Origin of the sequence: Microcystis sp. M53602_WE12 (assembly GCF_030065455.1) — a bacterium.
Lineage (GTDB): Bacteria > Cyanobacteriota > Cyanobacteriia > Cyanobacteriales > Microcystaceae > Microcystis > Microcystis aeruginosa.
Map to the genome: position 1 here is coordinate 1 of NZ_JASJFB010000710.1, position 17,790 is coordinate 17,790.

General features: G+C 42.1%; 19 protein-coding genes. 6 read left to right on the forward strand and 13 right to left on the reverse strand.

What is annotated here, in order from left to right; genetic code table 11:
* Nucleotides 1-155 precede the first annotated feature (155 nt).
* The 4 genes from PX482_RS22030 to murQ form a co-directional block, all read right to left on the reverse strand.
* Nucleotides 156-734 carry an esterase/lipase family protein gene (locus PX482_RS22030; protein ID WP_002760290.1) on the reverse strand — a complete coding sequence of 193 codons (579 nt, stop codon included), beginning with the start codon at nt 732-734 and terminating at the stop codon, nt 156-158.
* A 109-nt stretch (nt 735-843) separates the two neighbouring features.
* Nucleotides 844-1,242 carry a DUF4164 domain-containing protein gene (locus PX482_RS22035; RefSeq protein WP_004163221.1) on the reverse strand — a complete coding sequence of 133 codons (399 nt, stop codon included), beginning with the start codon at nt 1,240-1,242 and terminating at the stop codon, nt 844-846.
* Nucleotides 1,243-1,422: 180 nt separating this feature from the next.
* A complete protein-coding gene (locus PX482_RS22040) occupies nt 1,423-2,913 on the reverse strand; it encodes a site-2 protease family protein (protein WP_288093483.1) in 1,491 nt (496 codons plus the stop codon).
* 27 nt (nt 2,914-2,940) lie between these two features.
* Nucleotides 2,941-3,861 carry an N-acetylmuramic acid 6-phosphate etherase gene (gene murQ / locus PX482_RS22045; protein WP_072926311.1) on the reverse strand — a complete coding sequence of 307 codons (921 nt, stop codon included), beginning with the start codon at nt 3,859-3,861 and terminating at the stop codon, nt 2,941-2,943.
* Nucleotides 3,862-4,056: 195 nt separating this feature from the next.
* On the opposite strand from murQ, the gene rplU reads away from it, so the two are divergent.
* From rplU to PX482_RS22060, 3 genes are all read left to right on the forward strand, one after another.
* A complete protein-coding gene (rplU, locus tag PX482_RS22050) occupies nt 4,057-4,446 on the forward strand; it encodes a 50S ribosomal protein L21 (protein ID WP_008196982.1) in 390 nt (129 codons plus the stop codon).
* Between the two features lie 34 nt (nt 4,447-4,480).
* A complete protein-coding gene (rpmA, locus tag PX482_RS22055) occupies nt 4,481-4,750 on the forward strand; it encodes a 50S ribosomal protein L27 (protein ID WP_002760283.1) in 270 nt (89 codons plus the stop codon).
* 263 nt (nt 4,751-5,013) lie between these two features.
* Nucleotides 5,014-5,946, forward strand: a complete 933-nt coding sequence (locus tag PX482_RS22060; protein ID WP_002760282.1) for a phytanoyl-CoA dioxygenase family protein — start codon at nt 5,014-5,016, stop codon at nt 5,944-5,946.
* 283 nt (nt 5,947-6,229) lie between these two features.
* Here PX482_RS22060 and PX482_RS22065 read toward each other — a convergent pair whose 3' ends face one another.
* The 3 genes from PX482_RS22065 to accA all read right to left on the reverse strand — a co-directional run bounded on the left by PX482_RS22065 (nt 6,230) and on the right by accA (nt 7,908).
* Nucleotides 6,230-6,508: a HepT-like ribonuclease domain-containing protein gene (locus PX482_RS22065; RefSeq protein WP_071825056.1), complete on the reverse strand. Its 279-nt coding sequence runs from the start codon at nt 6,506-6,508 to the stop codon at nt 6,230-6,232.
* A complete protein-coding gene (locus tag PX482_RS22070) occupies nt 6,498-6,788 on the reverse strand; it encodes a nucleotidyltransferase family protein (protein WP_002736589.1) in 291 nt (96 codons plus the stop codon). Before PX482_RS22070 ends, PX482_RS22065 begins: the two co-directional genes overlap by 11 nt.
* 130 nt (nt 6,789-6,918) lie before the next feature.
* On the reverse strand, nt 6,919-7,908 hold the full coding sequence (gene accA / locus PX482_RS22075; protein ID WP_002760280.1) for an acetyl-CoA carboxylase carboxyl transferase subunit alpha: 990 nt from the start codon (nt 7,906-7,908) through the stop codon (nt 6,919-6,921).
* A gap of 361 nt (nt 7,909-8,269) precedes the next feature.
* Here accA and PX482_RS22080 point away from each other — a divergent pair, with 361 nt between their 5' ends.
* On the forward strand, nt 8,270-9,217 hold the full coding sequence (locus tag PX482_RS22080) for a fused MFS/spermidine synthase (protein WP_288093809.1): 948 nt from the start codon (nt 8,270-8,272) through the stop codon (nt 9,215-9,217).
* 62 nt (nt 9,218-9,279) lie between these two features.
* On the opposite strand, the gene recJ is transcribed toward PX482_RS22080, so the two are convergent.
* The 4 genes from recJ to PX482_RS22100 all read right to left on the reverse strand — a co-directional run bounded on the left by recJ (nt 9,280) and on the right by PX482_RS22100 (nt 15,556).
* The gene (gene recJ / locus PX482_RS22085) at nt 9,280-11,562 is read right to left on the reverse strand and encodes a single-stranded-DNA-specific exonuclease RecJ (RefSeq protein WP_288026726.1); all 2,283 of its coding nucleotides are present in this window, start codon (nt 11,560-11,562) and stop codon (nt 9,280-9,282) included.
* A gap of 282 nt (nt 11,563-11,844) precedes the next feature.
* On the reverse strand, nt 11,845-12,099 hold the full coding sequence (locus PX482_RS22090; protein ID WP_004163207.1) for a MoaD/ThiS family protein: 255 nt from the start codon (nt 12,097-12,099) through the stop codon (nt 11,845-11,847).
* A gap of 19 nt (nt 12,100-12,118) precedes the next feature.
* The gene (gene sbcC, locus PX482_RS22095) at nt 12,119-15,142 is read right to left on the reverse strand and encodes an exonuclease subunit SbcC (RefSeq protein ID WP_002760274.1); all 3,024 of its coding nucleotides are present in this window, start codon (nt 15,140-15,142) and stop codon (nt 12,119-12,121) included.
* A 186-nt stretch (nt 15,143-15,328) separates the two neighbouring features.
* Entirely contained in the window at nt 15,329-15,556 is a 228-nt protein-coding gene (locus tag PX482_RS22100) for a DUF2281 domain-containing protein (protein WP_002760273.1), read from the reverse strand.
* 210 nt (nt 15,557-15,766) lie between these two features.
* Between PX482_RS22100 and PX482_RS22105 the strand changes: the two genes are divergently transcribed.
* Nucleotides 15,767-16,105 (forward strand): rhodanese-like domain-containing protein, encoded by a 339-nt coding sequence (locus tag PX482_RS22105; protein ID WP_002760272.1) that lies wholly within the window; start codon nt 15,767-15,769, stop codon nt 16,103-16,105.
* A gap of 143 nt (nt 16,106-16,248) precedes the next feature.
* Nucleotides 16,249-17,325: a heat-inducible transcriptional repressor HrcA gene (hrcA, locus tag PX482_RS22110; protein WP_288123016.1), complete on the forward strand. Its 1,077-nt coding sequence runs from the start codon at nt 16,249-16,251 to the stop codon at nt 17,323-17,325.
* Here the strand turns inward: hrcA and PX482_RS22115 are convergent.
* Entirely contained in the window at nt 17,312-17,605 is a 294-nt protein-coding gene (locus PX482_RS22115) for a hypothetical protein (protein ID WP_002760270.1), read from the reverse strand. The two genes, hrcA and PX482_RS22115, sit on opposite strands and share 14 nt — an antisense overlap.
* Complete coding sequence (locus PX482_RS22120; protein ID WP_196219841.1) at nt 17,602-17,739, reverse strand: hypothetical protein; 138 nt, start codon at nt 17,737-17,739, stop codon at nt 17,602-17,604. The genes PX482_RS22115 and PX482_RS22120 overlap by 4 nt, the downstream gene beginning before the upstream one ends.
* Nucleotides 17,740-17,790 lie beyond the last annotated feature (51 nt).

Here is a 17,790-nt window from a genome sequence, read left to right on the forward strand (position 1 = left end):
TCCCCCCAATCACTCCAATGGTAGGCACTTTTTCAGGGAAAAAAAGTCTAAAAGCCTTATCCAACAAGGTTTTTAGATTTATTCAGCAAACCCTAATTAACTTTTTTGTTGGTGATATTTTGACCTTGTTCTGGTATTGGAGAGAACCAGTATTTCTATTCTAATAAAGTCTCTTTAATTGTTGTTAAAACTTTGCTATCTTTGACCATCCAAGCATGGAGCAATACAGGAATGGAAATTTCTTTGCCTACCGATAAACGGGAACTATGGGCAGGAAATATCATTAAATCGTAGGGAGTCCAGATAATTGTGGTTTTAATTTTATTTAAAATTTGTTGACAATCTTGATTTAAATCCTCTAAAAATTGACTCCCCGGCTGCATTTGTCTAATCCCATCTAAGGGTAAACTATACGCGGTTAAAGTGCCTCGATTCGGGGCAGAAATATTTAGGTAACGTTGCACTCTTGCCACCCCTCCTAATCTTTGCAGGTAGTAGCGGGTAATTAATCCTCCCATACTAAACCCAATCAGATCTACTTTCTGCTCTTTAGCAAAGTTTTTCTCGATATAATTCTCCACTTGACCAGCTAAAACTTCTAACTTTTTGTAACCATGATTGGGAATTAGATTAAAACTATGCACCTGCCAACCATGATAGTTTAAATACTCGCTCATCGGTTTAAAAACAGCAGTAGTGTCCAGAAAACCATGCACCAAAACAACGGGATTCATAGATGAGATTTTATCCTTAAATTCTGAATCTATTCTAACGAATGATCGGGGTAATGAGCGAAAAATTTTGGGGAAGAGCCTATCTACTAGGTACGGCTACCGGCAACTTCTAAGGATTAGGGAAAAAACCAAAAAGTTTAGCGGCACCTCCTAAAATAGCGACCACCAATGCTATCAGAATCCCTCGATTGGTGAATTCCTGATAGGCAACCCTTGCAGTTAATCCATTGATTTTTTCGTCTAAAGCTTTAATATCTCCCTTGAGTTCGGCCTGTCCTATTTCTACTTTAGTTAACCGGTCTTCTACCTTGTCAAATCTCTCATCAATACGGTTTTCCAGAGAGTCGATTTTCTCATCAATACGTTTTTCCAGAGAGTCGATTTTCTCGTCAATACGTTTTTCCAGAGAGTCGATTTTCTCGTCAAGGCGTTTTTCCAGAGAGTCGATTTTCCCCTCAATCCTTGTCAGGACAGCTTCTAGGGAATAAGTGACAGTTTCGTTAGACATTTTAAGCAACTCCAAAAGTCAAATCTTCAGGGGTAAATGCTGGAGGCTATATTTTACGGAAAAATCAGGGGTCTATAGGCGGACACGGATTCCCATTATAAGAAAATTATAAGTCAAGACTTGAGTTTTTGTCAAGCTTTTTTTTGACGGCAATCAATGGCAAGAATTTCGGGGAAGTATTTAGCCACCGATGCCTAACCGTCCCGCTAAACTAGGGCTTAAAGGAATCAGAGTCGCCAACATTAAAAAGAGTAGTAATAAACCCCAACCGGCGCGGGTGTCATCGGGTTCGGTTAACTCATTTAAACTCGGTCTTTCCAACTCTCTTTGTAAAAAAGCGACTAAAATTGTCCAATAGAGAGGAATCGGATTACTGGGATTAACTAAGGAAATAATGCCCAAAATGACCAAAGTGGCCACAGTGGTGCGGCGGGCAATTTTGCGACCATAAATAGCCTGAACAATTCTGCCACCATCTAACTGTCCGGCGGGCAGTAAATTAAGGGCGGTAATCACCAATCCTAACCAACCGATAACAGTTAAAGGATGCACGGAGATAACAGCATTTTGTAACTCGTCGCCCAAAACTATCCGCGCTAAAAAACTCACTAAAATTGAACTTTGGAAAAAGGTACTAGGGATTTGAAAAAGGCTGGCCGAATTAGATAAAGTTAGTCCAACAATTAATAAGATTAAAGAAACCAAACCTCCCAAAGCAGGACCAGCGAAAGCTATATCAAATAGGACACTGCGGTTAGGTAATAAAGATTCAAAACGAGTAATCGCCCCAAAAGAACCAATCTGCCAAGTGGGAAGAAAATAGGGTAAACTGAGACGAACATTATGGCGTTTAGCGATAATTAGATGACCGATTTCGTGGGCAATTAATACCGACCATAAACCCAAACTCAGGGGAATTGCTTCTCGATATCTCTGCCAATTACCAAACAAATCAAAACCTAATAAAATTCCCGCCGCTTCTAAGCTGGTGACAATAGTGGCTACTAACAAAACTAAAGAGAGATTTTTTTGAGCAAGAGTGGCAGGACTAGGATCATTAGTTTTGGGAAGGATAATTACCACCGGTTTTTCCTCGGTTCCTTCCACCAGAAATAAACGATATTTATCGCCAAAATGATTACTTAATTTCTGGGTTAAGCGCGAGTGAACTAGATCCGGTTCTCCCCGTAAATTGCCTTTAAAAATTGCCCCTTCCTGAAAAGAGATAGTTTCGGTGGCAAAAAAAGTATCTATCCCAAAAATACTCTGAATAACTTTTAAATCCTCTTCGGGAATTGGCATCACATCCGGCACAATTGCTGTCACCGCTGCCGGGATTTCTAGAGGAGTAACGGACTGGCTAACTGCCTGGTTAACTTTCGGTTCAATTATCTGATTGGTTTTCAGTAAGCGTAAACGGTTGCCCAAATAAATATAGATAATGGTGGCAGCAACCAGTAAAAAGAGAATTACCGCTAGATTGAGATAAATTCCCGCCGCAAATAGCCCGAAAAAAATTAACCAAGGAGCTATGAGTACCAAGGATTGTAACCAAGGTAAAATTCCCAGTTGGCCGTAGGGTTTAGCCCGATAAAAACTCCAAGTCAAGATAGCACCAGCGACGAGGAAAATAACAGCGACCGCAGCAATTTCCGAAGAAATATTAACCATAGGAAAGTCAAAATCAATAGGTTTTTATCAATCAATTTGATTATAAGCTTGCAGGGCAGCCCGTAATTGCCCTCGATGCTTTTGTAACAATTCTTGTCCTGGGGCCGCCGAAAGTCCCGTTTTCTGCATTAACAAAGCCAGTTTAACCCGGCGGCCACTTTTTTCCAGTAAAATAGCCGCTTCCTGACGACTAACATCGGTAAGGTGGCAGATAATCCGCAGGGCGCGGTCATGGAGTTTATGATTAGTAACTGCCACATCGACCATCTGGTTGCCGTAAACCTTGCCTAACATGACCATTGTCCCTGTGGAAAGGATATTTAAAGCCATTTTCGTCACCGTTCCCGCTTTCAGACGGGTGGAGCCGGCCAGAAGTTCTGGTCCAGTCAATAACCGGATATCCACATCCACCGCGATCTCCACCTGTTCGGCGGGGACACAACTAATAGCAATCGTCGTCGCACCCCGCTGTTTTGCCGCCTGTAAAGCCCCATGAACGTAGGGGGTTGTCCCCCCGGCGGTAATCCCCACTACCACGTCTAATTCGTGAATTTCTCGCTGGGCAATAATCGCCGCCCCATCTTCCGCTTTATCCTCCAAATCTTCGGAACTACGCACCAGCGCCGCCGCTCCACCGGCGATAATTCCCTGTACCAATTCCGGGGGAGTGCAGAAGGTGGGAGGACATTCGGCCGCGTCCAAAACCCCCAGCCGGCCACTGGTTCCTGCTCCAATGTAAAAGAGTCTACCACCTTTAGCCAGAGCTTGACTGGTCAGGGAGATTGCTAGGGCCAATTCTTGCCGGGCCATGGCGATCGCTTTTAGGGTTTGGGCATCCTCCCGATTGAAGAGATCCACCAATTCGAGCGGGTTTAATTGGTCTAAATTTAGGCTGTTTGGGTTAATTTGTTCGGTTAACAGGTGTCCTCTGCTTTCCCACTGTTCCATAACGGTTTAATTGAGTTTTTTGTAAGATTATTTTTAGTATATAGCGAATCGGTGGGCTAAAAGCTTGACAATTGCCCCCTAGATATTAGATAATAGTAAATTGTGTCAATTCCTGCTCGGATCAGGTGAGGACATTAGCACAAAAGCTGGAATTTTTTTCAGCTACCTGTACGGCAAAACGAGCGCAGAAAATTCATGAGTTACGCAATTATTGAGACCGGTGGCAAACAGATTCGGGTAGAACCCGGTCGCTATTACGATATCGAACTTCTTCCCGTCGATGAACAAAGTACCCATACCATCGACAAAGTGCTATTAATCCATGATGAGGATGATATTAGCATCGGTCAGCCCTTTATCGAAGGGGCCACCGTCGAAGGCACTGTCATACAACATCGTCGGGGCAAAAAAGTTATTGTTTATAAAATGCGCCCGAAAAAGAAAACCCGTAAAAAACGCGGTCATCGTCAAGAAATTACCCGTTTTATGATTGATTCAATCAATTATAACGGTAAAACCCTAGTCGCCACTGCTGCTACCTCCGTCGCTGAAGTTGTAGAAGATAGTAGCGATGAAGAAGAATAACTTTTAGAATCAAAAAAGCATTTGGAGAGAAATTATGGCTCATAAGAAAGGTACGGGTAGTACCCGCAACGGACGCGATTCTCGTTCCCAGAGACTAGGCGTTAAGCGCTACGGTGGTCAAGTGGTAAAAGCGGGAAATATTCTCATCCGTCAACGGGGTACTAAAGTTCACCCGGGTAAAAATGTTGGTCGTGGTGGCGATGATACTTTATTCGCTTTAATTGATGGTGTGGTCAAATTTGAATACAAGGATAAAAGTCGCCGTCAAGTTAGCGTTTATCCCTCTGAAGTTAGCGCCAGTTAATCCCATCAACCCTGATTAATTTTTTCCCTGTAACCTCCTAACTCATCCTAGGGGGTTTTTTCAGATAATTTATATCGTTTCCTAAGCTAGTGAGGTACACCTATTTTTCTTCCCTTTTGCCTTTTGCCTCTTGCATGAGTGCCTAAAACCCATAACTTTTGTACCTCAGCAGACTGAAAAACGCTATATATCTGTTGACAGACTAGACCGAACACTCATAGATTAGAATAGTCCGAAAGTAGCTCGGAAAAGATGGACTCACCATGATTCTTAAAATTGCCGATATCTTAAAAAATTTGCCCTGGTCTTTCAATTCTACTGCCGAATTACCCTGGTTAGAGCGATCGCAAGCCGAAAAATCCCTGCAAAAAGCTCGTCAACAACGGCGAATTTCCGAACGAGAATATCAACTCCTTGACCATTGGCGAGAATTGGGTTATTGTATTGTCAAAGATTTAATTCCCGCAACGGCGATCGATAATTTAGTAGCAGAATTAGCCGATTTATTTTTCCTAGAATCGGCTATCCCTGGATTAAGAATTGAAGGCATTCAAGCAGAAAATCTACCGGCGAGTTTAAGTCACGATCAAGTTTTAGCCCTAGATATCGAGCAAAGAAAAGCCTTAGTCAATTCTATTTGGCGACTTCATGGTTTTCATGAGATTTCCCCCGCCGCTCAAGCAATTTTTGACAATCAAAATCTGAGAGATTTAGTTAATTTAATTATTGGCAAATCCTGCAAACCGAGATATTCCATCAACTTCCTGCACGGTACAGAGCAGGGGCTGCACGAGGATATGGCAGTTTTTTATGTTCATCCTGCTAATCATTTAGTCGGTGTTTGGATTGCCTTGGAAGATATTTCCGCCGATGCTGGTCCGCTAATTTTTTATCCTAAATCTCATAAAAATATCAAAGTAACTGACTTTTTTCCAGACTATCCCGCCGTCAATCTTAAAAATATTACTGCCGAGCAAATTCCCCAATACCAAGATTATGTTAACCAGCGCGCTCAGAATTATGACTGTCAATCATTTACTGCTAAAAAAGGAGAGATTCTTCTCTGGCACGGAATGTTAATTCATGGTGGTGGGAAGATTAATAATACCCTGCTAACCCGTAAATCGATGGTCATTCATTTTATTGCCGAGGGTGGCGATTACAACGATCGGGCTTTGGGACCTTTTAATTGGTAAGATTAATTTACCACTAATAACTCGGAAATAATCGGACTAATACTAAATCCGTTTAGTATAGGCTACTTAGGGCTTGCTGAAAAAGTTTTTCCTGGGGGTAGGAGTCAGTAGCCGGTCGTCAGGAGCCGGTCGTTTCAGGCTTTGTTGCCCTTGTTTTTTGTACCAAGCAATGTACTACAAGAAGGATAATGCAAGGTTTTTGAAAGTCCCAATCCTATTTTCTTGCACTAACATCGGACTTTAACAGGTCAAAAGCTTTATTTTAAAAGGGTTTTACCATTATTCAGCAAGCCCTACTTAAATTAACTTGAAAATATTCGTGAGTTGCAACATTTCTCATTCCTGCCATTAAACGCCAAGGAATAAGAGGATAGCGAGACTGAATTTCCTTCGGTACATTTCTAGTTGCTTCTCCGATAATAATAAAATCATAGAGAACCGCTTTGATATTTGTTTGATTCTTGGCAAATTCCTCAAACGTCATTGCCTTTGTTTGCTGTTCAATTTCACTGATAGATTCTAAAATGTCTTGAAGGCGAAGTCGCCAATCTCTAGAAGGCATTGATCAGATCCTCAAGCACAGGTTCCCGTAAATGTTCTCTTAAGGCATCCTGAGTTCCTAAATCCACAGAGCATCCCAGAATATCTTCTAAATAATACTGTACTTGCAGAAGTTGAAAAAAACCACCTTGTCGATCGAATTCTACTAACAAATCTACATCACTATCGGCATCAGCTTCATCCCTGGCCACTGAACCAAATAAAGACAAAGATTTTACCCCTAGTTTTTGTAACTGTTCTCGGTGTGCCTCTAGAATTGCCAGCACCTCGTCCCGTTTCATCTGGTGTGTCTTTGAACCTGCCATCAATATTATAGCTTTGTCGGTGCAACCCTTAAACTGAAGCTGAAATCTTCCAAATCTACAAAACAAACTAATCACTGAAAACTCACATCTGATCACTGATCGCTGATTAAGCTGTGGCTTCTAAAAATACGCCTAAATTGCGGAATTTTTGATAACGAGATTCGCGCCGTTGTTGGGGAGTTAACAAAGATAAAGCCTCTAAATTTTCACTAATAGCGGCTTTTAAATTGGCTGCCGCTCTAATCGGATCAGCATGGGCCCCTCTGGAGGGTTCAGGAACGATCTGATCGATAATATTTAACTCTTTTAAATCTTTTGAGGTAATTTTGAGGGCAACTGCTGCTTTATCGGATTTTTTGGCATCTTTCCAGAGAATGGCGGCACAAGCTTCGGGAGTCGCCACGGTATAGACAGAATGCTCTAACATTAACAGGCGATCGCCGACACCAATGCCCAAAGCGCCGCCCGAACCACCTTCGCCAATAACAGTACAAATGATCGGCACATCTAAACGGAACATCTCCCGGAGGTTATAGGCGATCGCTTCTCCTTGACCTAATTTTTCCGCTTCCACCCCCGCCCAGGCGCCGGGGGTATCAATAAAGGTTAAAATTGGCTGATTAAACTGATGGGCGTGTTCCATTAAACGCATGGCTTTACGATAACCCCCGGGGGCAGCCATGCCGAAATTTCTAGCCACATTATCCTTAGTATCCCGGCCTTTTTGATGCCCGATAATCACCACGGGACGACCGTTAAAACGGGCAACACCACCCACAAGAGCGGGATCGTCGTAACCACCGCGATCACCGTGTAACTCGAACCATTCATCGGTGATTGCTTGAATATAGTCTAGGGTACTGGGGCGCCGGGGATGACGGGCTAATTGTAGCCTTTGGGAAGGGGTGAGATTGCTAAAAATCTCACGACGTAATTGATTAGCTCGTTCGTCTAGTTGACTAATTTGTTCCGAGACATCTACGCTATTTTCTTGGGCTAATTCTTTAATCTGTTCGATGCGGGATTCTAATTCGTAGAGGGGTTTCTCAAAATCTAGGAGAAAAATCTTTTTCTCGGTAGTCTCGTTTTTAGTCATAGGTTAGTGGCTAGAAGTTTACTTGGAGCTAAGTAGGTAAGCGTTAAAAATTATCAAATACCCCCCTTGTCAAGGGGGGATTAAGGGAGGATTAAGGGGGGATCGGCACCCCCCTTATCAAGGGAGATCCCCCCGCCTATCGGCACCCCCCTTATCAAGGGGGGCAGGGGGGATCAGAGGCAAAATCTATCTTCAATTTAATTATAACTACTTACTTAATCTTTTCTAGCTTAACGTTTTTCAGCGATCGATTATCGGCAGCTTCGGGATTACCCGGAGATAATTCCAGGTTATCGATCGAATTTTGTCAATTGTTGTATAATGATAGATCGTGCCTTTTTCACCCCAAGGAGGATTAGTTATGGCAGGAAGTGAACTAAAAGCGGATCTATGGGTTAACGAATATATTACCCCCTGGGACATTTATAGTCATGGGGTTTCGCGGATTTTAGCCTACAAAAAAACCGCTTTTCAGGAGATGTATATTGTTGAGTCGGGGGCCTATGGAAAAGCCTTGGTACTGGATGGGAAATGGCAATCTTGTACGGGGGATGAATTTATTTATCATGAAGCATTAGTGCAACCGGCAATGATTGCCCACCAAGAAGCAAAAACTGCTTTAATTCTGGGAGGTGGTGAAGGTGCGACAACGCGGGAGTTATTGCGTTGGAAAACAATCGAAAAAGTGATGATGATCGATATCGATGGGGATGTGGTAGAAGCTTGTAAGGAACATCTTCCCGAAATGCACCAAGGCACTTTTGATGATCCTCGTTTTCAGTTAGTTGTGGCCGATGCTTTAGAAGTTTTAGACACCACTAACGATCAATGGGATATTATTATCTCCGATCTGGTTGATCCCATCGAAGAGGGTCCTTCTTTCCCCCTATTCACGAAAGAATACTTTGAAAAACTACAAAGAGTTTTGGCCGAAAATGGCATTGTGGTTGTCCAATCTGGCCCGGTTTCTCCTCCTTCGGTGATGTATCATGCGCGTTTGGTGAATACTTTAAAAGCAGTTTTTCCCTACGTTCATTCCTATTGCGCTCCCACTCCTAGTTATGGTTCCCCTTGGGGTTTTACTCTCTGTGCTAATCATCCTTTAAATACTCGTCCCGATCCGGACGTGGTAGATGAATTAATCAGCGATACAACTACGGGAGGATTACGTTTAATTGATGGCATGAGTTTACTAGGAATGTTACAAACTCCTCTCTATATTCGTCAAGCAATCGCACAAAATACGGAAGTTTATACCCTGGCAAAACCCCCGAAATTCTTCGGTCAAGGAGTAATCAGTAATCAGTAATCAGTTATCAGTTATCAGTTATCAGTTATCAGTTATCAGCTATCAGTAAATAAGGGTTATAACTAGAAATCGATCGAGTCTTCATGATTAAGAATTGCTTGCAGTATTTCTAGGGGAACAGTAGCAAAGTATTGCTGGAGAAAGTTTTCTAGGGCCACCGCTTCTAGAAATTGTTCAATCTTATTAATTTTTGCCTCATGATTGACTAATTCAAAGGATAAATTTTCTTGATTTTTCTTGACTTTAAAGCCATTTTCTGATAGGGAAATTAATCCTAATTCTAGGGTATGATAACTGAGGTTTAAGCGGTTTTGTAATTGTTGACAGGAAATGCTGGTTTTAGTTCTAGCTAAATATTTCCCGATCCCGACAAGGTTTATCCATGGGGTGTGAGCGGATTTTTTCAAAGGACTAGCATAGGCAAGAACTAACTTTTTATCCCGTAAAATTGCCTGTTGATATTCCCTGGAAAGTTTTGTCCAATCCCGGGGACATTCCCAGAGAAAAAGGGGATTTAATTGGCTAACTTCTTGACTAATTTCTCGATGGCGATTGTCGATTAAAAAATCTTTTTTATTGCTATAGGTTAGGGATTCTTGTTGATAGGGATGCAAGGCAATTAAGCGCACTTCATAGCGATTTTTGTAGGTATTAAAATCTAATTCGACTACGGCATCATAACGGGTATCGGCAGCAATTTCGTCTTTGTGATGACCCCACCACATACCGGGGAATCCCTGCTCGATTGAACTATCCCAGATCTCAAAAGTTGTCCGGGGATAAGCGATTTTTCTGCCTTTGAAATCCTCAAGATTTTTATGCCAAAGATTGTGAAAATAACAATTTTGAATTAATAGCTTCGGTGTCGGATTACCCATCCCGCATGGTTCCAGTAATTTTAATTCTCTAAATAGACTTTTTCCCAATTGGGAAACCGTCACCACCGCAGCCACTTCTATCTCGGAAGAAAGGGAAGTTAAATCAATTCCTGTGCGTCGCAACTGTTGATTAATCCCCTCAATAAATAGGGGTAAATTTTCTAGAGTTAAACTTAAACCTGCGGCCAAAGGATGACCACCAAAACGATGTAAAAGATGGGATTGAGAGGATACTAATTGATAAAGATCGATCTCGCGAATTGACCTAGCGGAACCCTTAGCAAAAGGTGGTTCACTGGTACTTAATAAAATTGTCGGTCGCTGGTATTCTTGGGCAATTTGTCCCGCAACTAATCCTAAAATTCCCGCCGGCCATTGGGGATCATCTAAAATAATTACATTAGTGGTGGAAAGATCAATTCTCTCTAGTTTTTTCTGAACTTGTTTCATAATATCCCGTTGGATTTCTTGGCGACGAATATTGGCTAATTCCGCTTGTTCAGCTAATTCGTGACAACGCTTTTCATCTTCACTGGTGAGTAATTCCACACAAAATCTAGCATCGCCATAAATGCGACTGACGGCATTAATTCGCGGTCCAATACCGAAGGATATATCCATCGGTCTATCTCCGGTTTTGTTACATAAATCGAGTAATTTTTTAACTCCTAAACGCTGAGTATTTTGGAGCTTTTGCATACCTTTTTGGGCTAAATAACGACATTCTCCCGTCAATTTGACTAAATCGGCAATTAAACCAATCGCAACTAAATCGAGTAAATTTTCTAGGGGTTTTCTGGGAATATCTGCCAGGGTTAAATACATCGCTTCCACTAATTTATAAGCAACGGCAACCCCAGAAAGATGATAGAAAGGATGGGTTTCCACAAAGTAGCGGGGATTAATCAGGGCAATCACCTCGGGGCGCTCGTCGGGTAGGGTATGATGATCGGTGATGATAATATCGATACCTAGACTGTTTGCATAGTCAATTTCGGCGATATTCGTGCTTCCCGTGTCACAGGTGACGATTAAACTGGTTCCTTGATGCGCTAGTTTCTCGATACCAGGACAATTGAGGCCGTGGGATTCTTTTTGGCGATCGGGTATGTAATAATCTAACTGTTGATAGGGTGGGAAAAACTGCCCCAATCCTTCCCAGAGTACACTGGTAGCGGTGACACCATCGGCATCGAAATCCCCCCAAATACTCACTTTTTCCCCGTTATTTAGGGCTTTTTCCAGTCTTTTGACGGCGAAGTTCATTTCTTGCCCAAAATCAAAGGGAGTTTTTGACTGATAAGCTTTCTCATCCAGAAACGTCCCCAGAGTCGCCCCATCCCGGATACCGCGATGCCATAATATTTGTGCCACGACGCTGCCATCCGACTCTGGGGTGTAGTCTTGGACTATTTTTAAAAACTCTTGGGGAAGCTCTACCGATGGGGGAATTTGCCAGTTAGACACGGGATATCAAGGAAAAAGTAATAAGGAAAAAGGTGACAGTTTTTGTGATTTTCCCTATCTCCATTTAGGGCTTGCTGAATAAATGTGAAATGTAGGCAAGGTAAGGGTTTTGTGGCTTTTCTCGCGAAACAGGTGCAAGATTTTGAGAGAATCGTGCTTCAAAACCTTGCGTCTTCATCAGCCCGCGTCCTGTAGGGGCGAAGCATTCGGACAATAACCTATCGGTGAAACCGTAGATTTTCTATCCGAATGCTTCGCCCGTACTTTTTCAGCAAACCCCATTTAGCCACCACTAACGGGGGGAATTAAAACTATCTCATCGCCATTTTTGAGGATTTTCTCTCCCGAAACAAACTGAAGATTAACTCCAAAACGAGTAACATCGCGCCATCTTTCTAATTGAGGATAGGGGGCTATAATATAGTTTAACACTTCTGTAACGGAAGTGTGGGCAGGAAATTCGAGGTTTAATTGTGAAGTTTGATAGACTTCTTGATAAATAGCAAATAGTTTTACTGTGATCGTAATCTTTTCCATCTTTACATCAATATTTTTCCTAGGATAATAACATTAATTGAGAACCCTGTTCGGTTTTGCGGACTTCGATGCGATGTTGAAAAGCTTCTTTAAATTGGGGCATATGAGTTACAGTCAAAATACAGGCAAAATCAGCGGATATAGCGTTAATTGCCGCAATTAAGCGATCGCATCCTTCCGCATCCTGAGTTCCGAATCCTTCGTCAACAATGAGCATTTGTAGGGCTGTTCCGGCTCTTTGTGCCAATAATCTCGCTAAAGCTAATCGAATCGAGAAATTAATCCGAAAAGCTTCTCCTCCTGAATAGGTTTCGTAGGGACGGGATCCCCGGGTATCACCAATAATAATATCTAAAGTATCGATTAACTTTTGTTGCTGTTTCTTAGTACCTTTACCGCTTTTTTGGGTTAAAAACTGCACATGAAATTGATTACCAGTTAAGCGAGCTAAGATATGATTAGTTTGGGCTTCTAACTCAGGTAAAATATTCTCAATCATCAGAGTTTGTAAACCATTTTTACCGAAAGCTATGGCTAACTCTTTATAAACTGTATATTGTTTTTTCACTTTAGCTAAATCGCTCTCTTTTTCTATCAGTTGTTTACCTAAAGTTTCTAGTTGATGTAATTTCTCCTCAACCCGACCTTTTTGGGAGAGCAATCCATCAATTATCTGTCTTCGCTGTTGAATATTGGTCGATAATGCGGCTATTTCTTGGCGATAGTCAGTCAAAGTACCAATCTTTTGACTAATATTTGCTAACTCCTGATTCAGCTTCTGGCGATCCTGATTTCGCAGCTGTAATCTTTGCTCAATCTCAGCGATTTTAGCGGCTATTTCCGGATAATTTTTTTCTGCTTGTTGCCAGTCTTGATACTGTAATCTTACCCCCTGTAATTGTCGGATCAGATTTTGAATATTCTGATGTTCACTGCGATCATAATTTAAGTTTTGAATAAACTTTTCTAAGCGTTCAACTTCCTGTTTAAGTGGGGAGTTTTGACCTAGTTCTTGCTTCTCTTGTTCTAGTCTAGCTAATTGATTAATTAAATTAGGTTTCTCGGCCTTGATATTAGCTAAACGACGGTTTGCTTGCTTAAGTTCTGATTCTTGAATTTCTGCCCAACGCCATCTTTTTTCTTCTCCTCTGACTAAAGCATGACTTTGTTCATCATAGTTTAAAAAGGCGATTTCTTGATTGACAATTTGTAATTCTTGCTGTAATTCTAGGGCATAATTGCCACTGCTTAAAAGTGCTTCTAACTCCACAAGTATCTCCTCGGTTTTCTCTAGTTCTATTTCCTTTTCTTCAATAGTTTCTAACTTGACTTCCAACTGCACATATTTTTGTTGTAGATTCGATCTTGCTGGCAATTCTTGTTTAATTTGGGCTAATTCCTCCCCTAAACGTTTTAAATCTCGATCGCAGTCTGCCATCCTTTCCTGTAGGGACCAGATTTGCTCTTGAATTTGTTCTTGATGTTGATGGGTTTTCCTGATTACTTGATGACGGTGATGACTGTCTAAATTCTGTTCACACAAAGGACAAACCGAATCGGGAATATTTAATTTTTCCAATTTATCAGTTAACTCTAAAAGTTGTTCTTCATATCTTTTCTGTTGCTCCAATAAACTTTTTTTATCCACTTGTTTAAGAGTTTCCTTTTCTTCAACTCGTTCACAATAGGTTTGTTTTTTATCCAGTTCCTTAATCCGTTTGGCTAAATTGAGAGCTTCCTCTCTTAGTAGAGGAATACGAGCGATTTCTGTCTCTAATTGTTGCCGATTTCTTTGCAGTTGTTCCCAACGAGCATTGATCTTAGCTTTTTCCCGTTCCAACTGCATATTTAAATCAGCTTTTCGGCTATTTAAAGGAGCATATTTTAAAGCTAATCTATCCAATTCCTGAAGACGTTGACGATGATAATTTAATTTCTCTAATCCTGCTTGAATATCCCCCGCTTGCTCGATAATTTTTTGAGTTTCTTGTTCCTGTCTTCCCAATTCTTCTAAACGAGCGCTCGTTTGTTGGATGGGAAGGGTAAATTCGTTAATTTTTTGCTGTAATTTCTGTTCTAATTGTTGTTTATCATACTGGGCCTGTTGCCAAGCTTGTAATTGACTTGACAAACTTGCCTCTTTCTGGTCTAAATTGATTAGGCGCTCGTGTGCAGTAATAATGTCATTTTTGCGATGAAGAATAGTCCTAATTTGATTTAATTGATTGTCTAGACTAACTTTTTCCCGGTCTAATCTCTCGATTTCTGCTAATAAAGCTCGCTCCTGTTCTCTTTGCCACTGCAGCTGTTTTTCCCAATTCTGACGCTGATTTTCTTCCCCCTGTAGTTGCTGTAAACGCCGATTATTTACCTCTTGTTCTTGATTAATTTGGTTAATTTGGGTGCTTAACTCTTGCAGCTGTTGCTGATAAGAATTTTTCTCCTGAAGACGGAGTTTGATAGTTTCTACTTGCTGCTCGATCTGGAGGGACTGTCCATCAAATTGTTTCGATATATCCTTGGCTTTATTTGCTAAAATTTCATAGCGATCGAGTTGTAATAATTCTGCTAAAATCTGTTTACGACCACTGGGAGGCTGTTTCATAAACTCGTCCGCTTGTCCCTGTCGTAAATAAGCAGAATTAATGAAAGTTTTATGGTCTATTTTCAGATAAGTATTAATCTGTGCTTGGGTATCTTTAATACTTTTACCCGATAAAGGACGAAAACTCTGATCATTAATCACCTGAAAATCTAAACCAGAAGCTTTCCCTCCCCGGTGACGACTACGGATAATTTTATAGATTTCTCCCCCATAACTAAACTCGAAATCTACCCGCGCATAATCGCTGCCCGCATGAATCACATCATCAGCAATCGAGGTGCGACTTTCTCCCCAAATTGCCCAAGTAATTGCTTCGAGTAAAGAGGATTTTCCCGCACCATTGGCACCACAAATACAGGCAGTATGTAATCCGCGAAAATCTAGCACTGCCTCGCGATAACTGAGAAAATTTTTTAGGGTTAATTGTAGGGGAATCATAAGCTAGGGAGTGGGGAAGTGGGGAAGTGGGGAAGTGGGGAGATGGGGAGATGGGGAGATGGGGAGGTGGGGAAGTGGGGAGGTGGGGAAGTGGGGAAGTGGGGAGAATGCAGTACAAGGCATAATTAGCGGAAATTCTGTCACTCAGCCTCAGTAAAATATTGGTATCAAATAGATATTTAGCCATTAGTCATAGATAGTTTCACGCCCTAAGGCTTCATCGGGTAATCCGGGGGTATCCTTGGGTTGACTTTCCAGAAATTTTAGCCAATCTTCTGCTTTTTCGTGGGAGGTCATCTCTGCAATTTTTGGCGAAGTTCTCTGAGTTAGAAATTGGCTGAAGTTTAAGACTTCTTGTTGTTTTTCTAAAGGAAGTTTTCGCAAGTTTTCGATAACGGCTTGTTCAATATTCATCGAAATTCAGCTTGTCGATTAATCGGCGTACTAAAAAGCATCAATGTCTTCAATACCTGCCCGTTCCCCATTATATCACCCCCCCCGCTCTGGCACTGACCAAATCCCCCCACTTGGCTGCGATATTATTCCTACGCAAGTACCTAACCGCTCAGGGTCCCTCGATTTGCTACTCTAAAGGAAAGATAACCGATTCTTAAGACCAAATCTATGAGCATTCCCGAAATTAGCGTCCATGAACTCGCTCTCCGTTTAGCCGATCATGATCCTAATTTACAACTTATTGATGTGCGCGAACCGGAGGAAGTTGCCATGGCATCTGTAGCCAATTTTACCATTTTACCCTTGAGTCAATACCAAGAATGGTCGCCCACTATTGCCAGCCAATTCAACCCCCAAGCGGAAACCCTGGTTATCTGTCACCATGGCATGAGATCCCTGCAAATGTGCCAATGGCTACAAAGTCAGGGTTTTACTAATGTTAAAAATATTAACGGCGGCATCGATGCTTATTCCCTCCTCGTCGATCCTAATATTCCCCGTTACTAATTTTGATCGCCTCCATCGGGAAAAGAGAGGGGTAAACTATCCCCTTTCTCCCCACGGAGGACTGACTACTGATAACTGATAACTGATTAAGCGTTATACTGTCTAAAAAAATGTTATAAATCTTTTGTTAAGATTATTCCCCTATGTCCGCTAGAACCCATCTCAGCGATCGCTATCAACATATCTTAAAGGCCACAATCCAACATTATATCGCCACGGCCGAACCGGTTGGCTCGAAAACTCTGCTGGAGGAGTACAAATTTACTGTTAGTTCCGCCACGATTCGCAATGCTCTCGGTAAACTAGAAAAAGAAGGTTTACTCTATCAACCCCACACTTCCTCCGGACGCATTCCCTCCGATTGGGGTTATCGTCTCTACGTCGATGAGTTAATGACTCCCGATGACCGTATCGGCGAAAAAATCGGCTATTATCTGCATCAAAATGCTAAATCTCCCGCTTGGAGTCTCGAAAGTCTGCTGCAACGGGCCACCCAACTTTTAGCCGGTTTAAGCGGTTATATCGCTATCGTTACCCTCCCCCACACCCTCACCAATACCCTGCGTCATCTGCAATTAGTCCCCGTCTCGGACCGGCAGATTATGTTAATTATTGTTACAGATAGTTTACAAACACGCTCGGTTATGATAGAGATTCCTGAGTCTATGGCAACGGACAAGAAGGATGGATTAGCAGAAGAATTACAAATCCTCTCTAATTTTCTCGGGGAAAAATTAAAAGGTTATTGCTTGGCAGATTTAATTAACCTCGATTGGCGGCAAATCGAGCGAGAATTTGCCCGTTATACCCATTTTCTCCAACAATTAAGCCAAGAAATCGGCGCTAGTCTCCAATCCACTGCCACCCCGGAGATTATCGTCCATGGTGTCGCTGAAGTCATTCGACAGCCAGAATTCGCCCAATGGCAACAAGTACAAATGTTACTGCATCTATTGGAAGCAGAACAGGATCGCCTTTTACCCCTGATTTTACAAAGACCAGAACCGGAAAAATCAGCTAAAAAAGTCAAAATCACCATTGGTTCCGAAAATCCTCTGGAATCCATGCGCCCTTGTACTCTTATCTCCGCTTTTTATAAACAGGGAGATACTCCCGTCGGTAGTGTTGGCATTATCGGACCGACGCGAATGTTATACGAAAATACTATTCCCCTGGTGGAATCCACCGCTAACTATCTCAGCGAGGCTATAAGTAAGTAGATATCCCCCGCAAAGGTTCGGGAATGGGACAATCGACAGTAAACTCTAAAATTGTCTCACCATCCCCCAAATAGCCAGAATTGGCAAAACAGAGCAACATCCGCACCAGCGCCACCCACACCTCCGCATCGAACTCCCAATCCTGTCCCCGACGCGCTCCACAGGCGATCGATTTTAGCGCCCAAAAATAACTATTTCTCACCACTGAACCGCCTTTTTTGTAAACCGGCACATCCTCATGGTGAATATAAAGAATATCATCTTTAGCGATCGCTCTCATCGGTGGCTAGGAAGGTTGCGGGAATTTTCAGTTGACTGTCCTAGATAGGGTTTGCTGAAAAAGCTTTTCGGTGGTGGCAGGGTGTGGGGTGTGGGGTGTGGGGTGTGGGGTTTTACCAGTTTTGAGGTGGTCAACTACCTAATTTTCAGGGAAAAAGTACCTGAATTTTCCCCCGATCCCCGCAA

Excerpts from the sequence above, each read along its gene's own strand:
- PX482_RS22060 (WP_002760282.1), top strand. The coding sequence starts at position 5,014 with ATGATTCTTAAAATTGCCGATATCTTAAAAAATTTGCCCTGGTCTTTC.
- sbcC (WP_002760274.1), bottom strand. The coding sequence starts at position 15,142 with ATGATTCCCCTACAATTAACCCTAAAAAATTTTCTCAGTTATCGCGAG.
- rpmA (WP_002760283.1), top strand. The coding sequence starts at position 4,481 with ATGGCTCATAAGAAAGGTACGGGTAGTACCCGCAACGGACGCGATTCT.
- PX482_RS22070 (WP_002736589.1), bottom strand. The coding sequence starts at position 6,788 with ATGAAACGGGACGAGGTGCTGGCAATTCTAGAGGCACACCGAGAACAG.
- PX482_RS22105 (WP_002760272.1), top strand. The coding sequence starts at position 15,767 with ATGAGCATTCCCGAAATTAGCGTCCATGAACTCGCTCTCCGTTTAGCC.
- PX482_RS22065 (WP_071825056.1), bottom strand. The coding sequence starts at position 6,508 with ATGCCTTCTAGAGATTGGCGACTTCGCCTTCAAGACATTTTAGAATCT.
- rplU (WP_008196982.1), top strand. The coding sequence starts at position 4,057 with ATGAGTTACGCAATTATTGAGACCGGTGGCAAACAGATTCGGGTAGAA.
- PX482_RS22100 (WP_002760273.1), bottom strand. The coding sequence starts at position 15,556 with ATGAATATTGAACAAGCCGTTATCGAAAACTTGCGAAAACTTCCTTTA.
- PX482_RS22035 (WP_004163221.1), bottom strand. The coding sequence starts at position 1,242 with ATGTCTAACGAAACTGTCACTTATTCCCTAGAAGCTGTCCTGACAAGG.
- PX482_RS22090 (WP_004163207.1), bottom strand. The coding sequence starts at position 12,099 with ATGGAAAAGATTACGATCACAGTAAAACTATTTGCTATTTATCAAGAA.
- PX482_RS22040 (WP_288093483.1), bottom strand. The coding sequence starts at position 2,913 with ATGGTTAATATTTCTTCGGAAATTGCTGCGGTCGCTGTTATTTTCCTC.
- PX482_RS22030 (WP_002760290.1), bottom strand. The coding sequence starts at position 734 with ATGAATCCCGTTGTTTTGGTGCATGGTTTTCTGGACACTACTGCTGTT.
- PX482_RS22115 (WP_002760270.1), bottom strand. The coding sequence starts at position 17,605 with ATGAGAGCGATCGCTAAAGATGATATTCTTTATATTCACCATGAGGAT.
- PX482_RS22080 (WP_288093809.1), top strand. The coding sequence starts at position 8,270 with ATGGCAGGAAGTGAACTAAAAGCGGATCTATGGGTTAACGAATATATT.
- hrcA (WP_288123016.1), top strand. The coding sequence starts at position 16,249 with ATGTCCGCTAGAACCCATCTCAGCGATCGCTATCAACATATCTTAAAG.
- accA (WP_002760280.1), bottom strand. The coding sequence starts at position 7,908 with ATGACTAAAAACGAGACTACCGAGAAAAAGATTTTTCTCCTAGATTTT.
- murQ (WP_072926311.1), bottom strand. The coding sequence starts at position 3,861 with ATGGAACAGTGGGAAAGCAGAGGACACCTGTTAACCGAACAAATTAAC.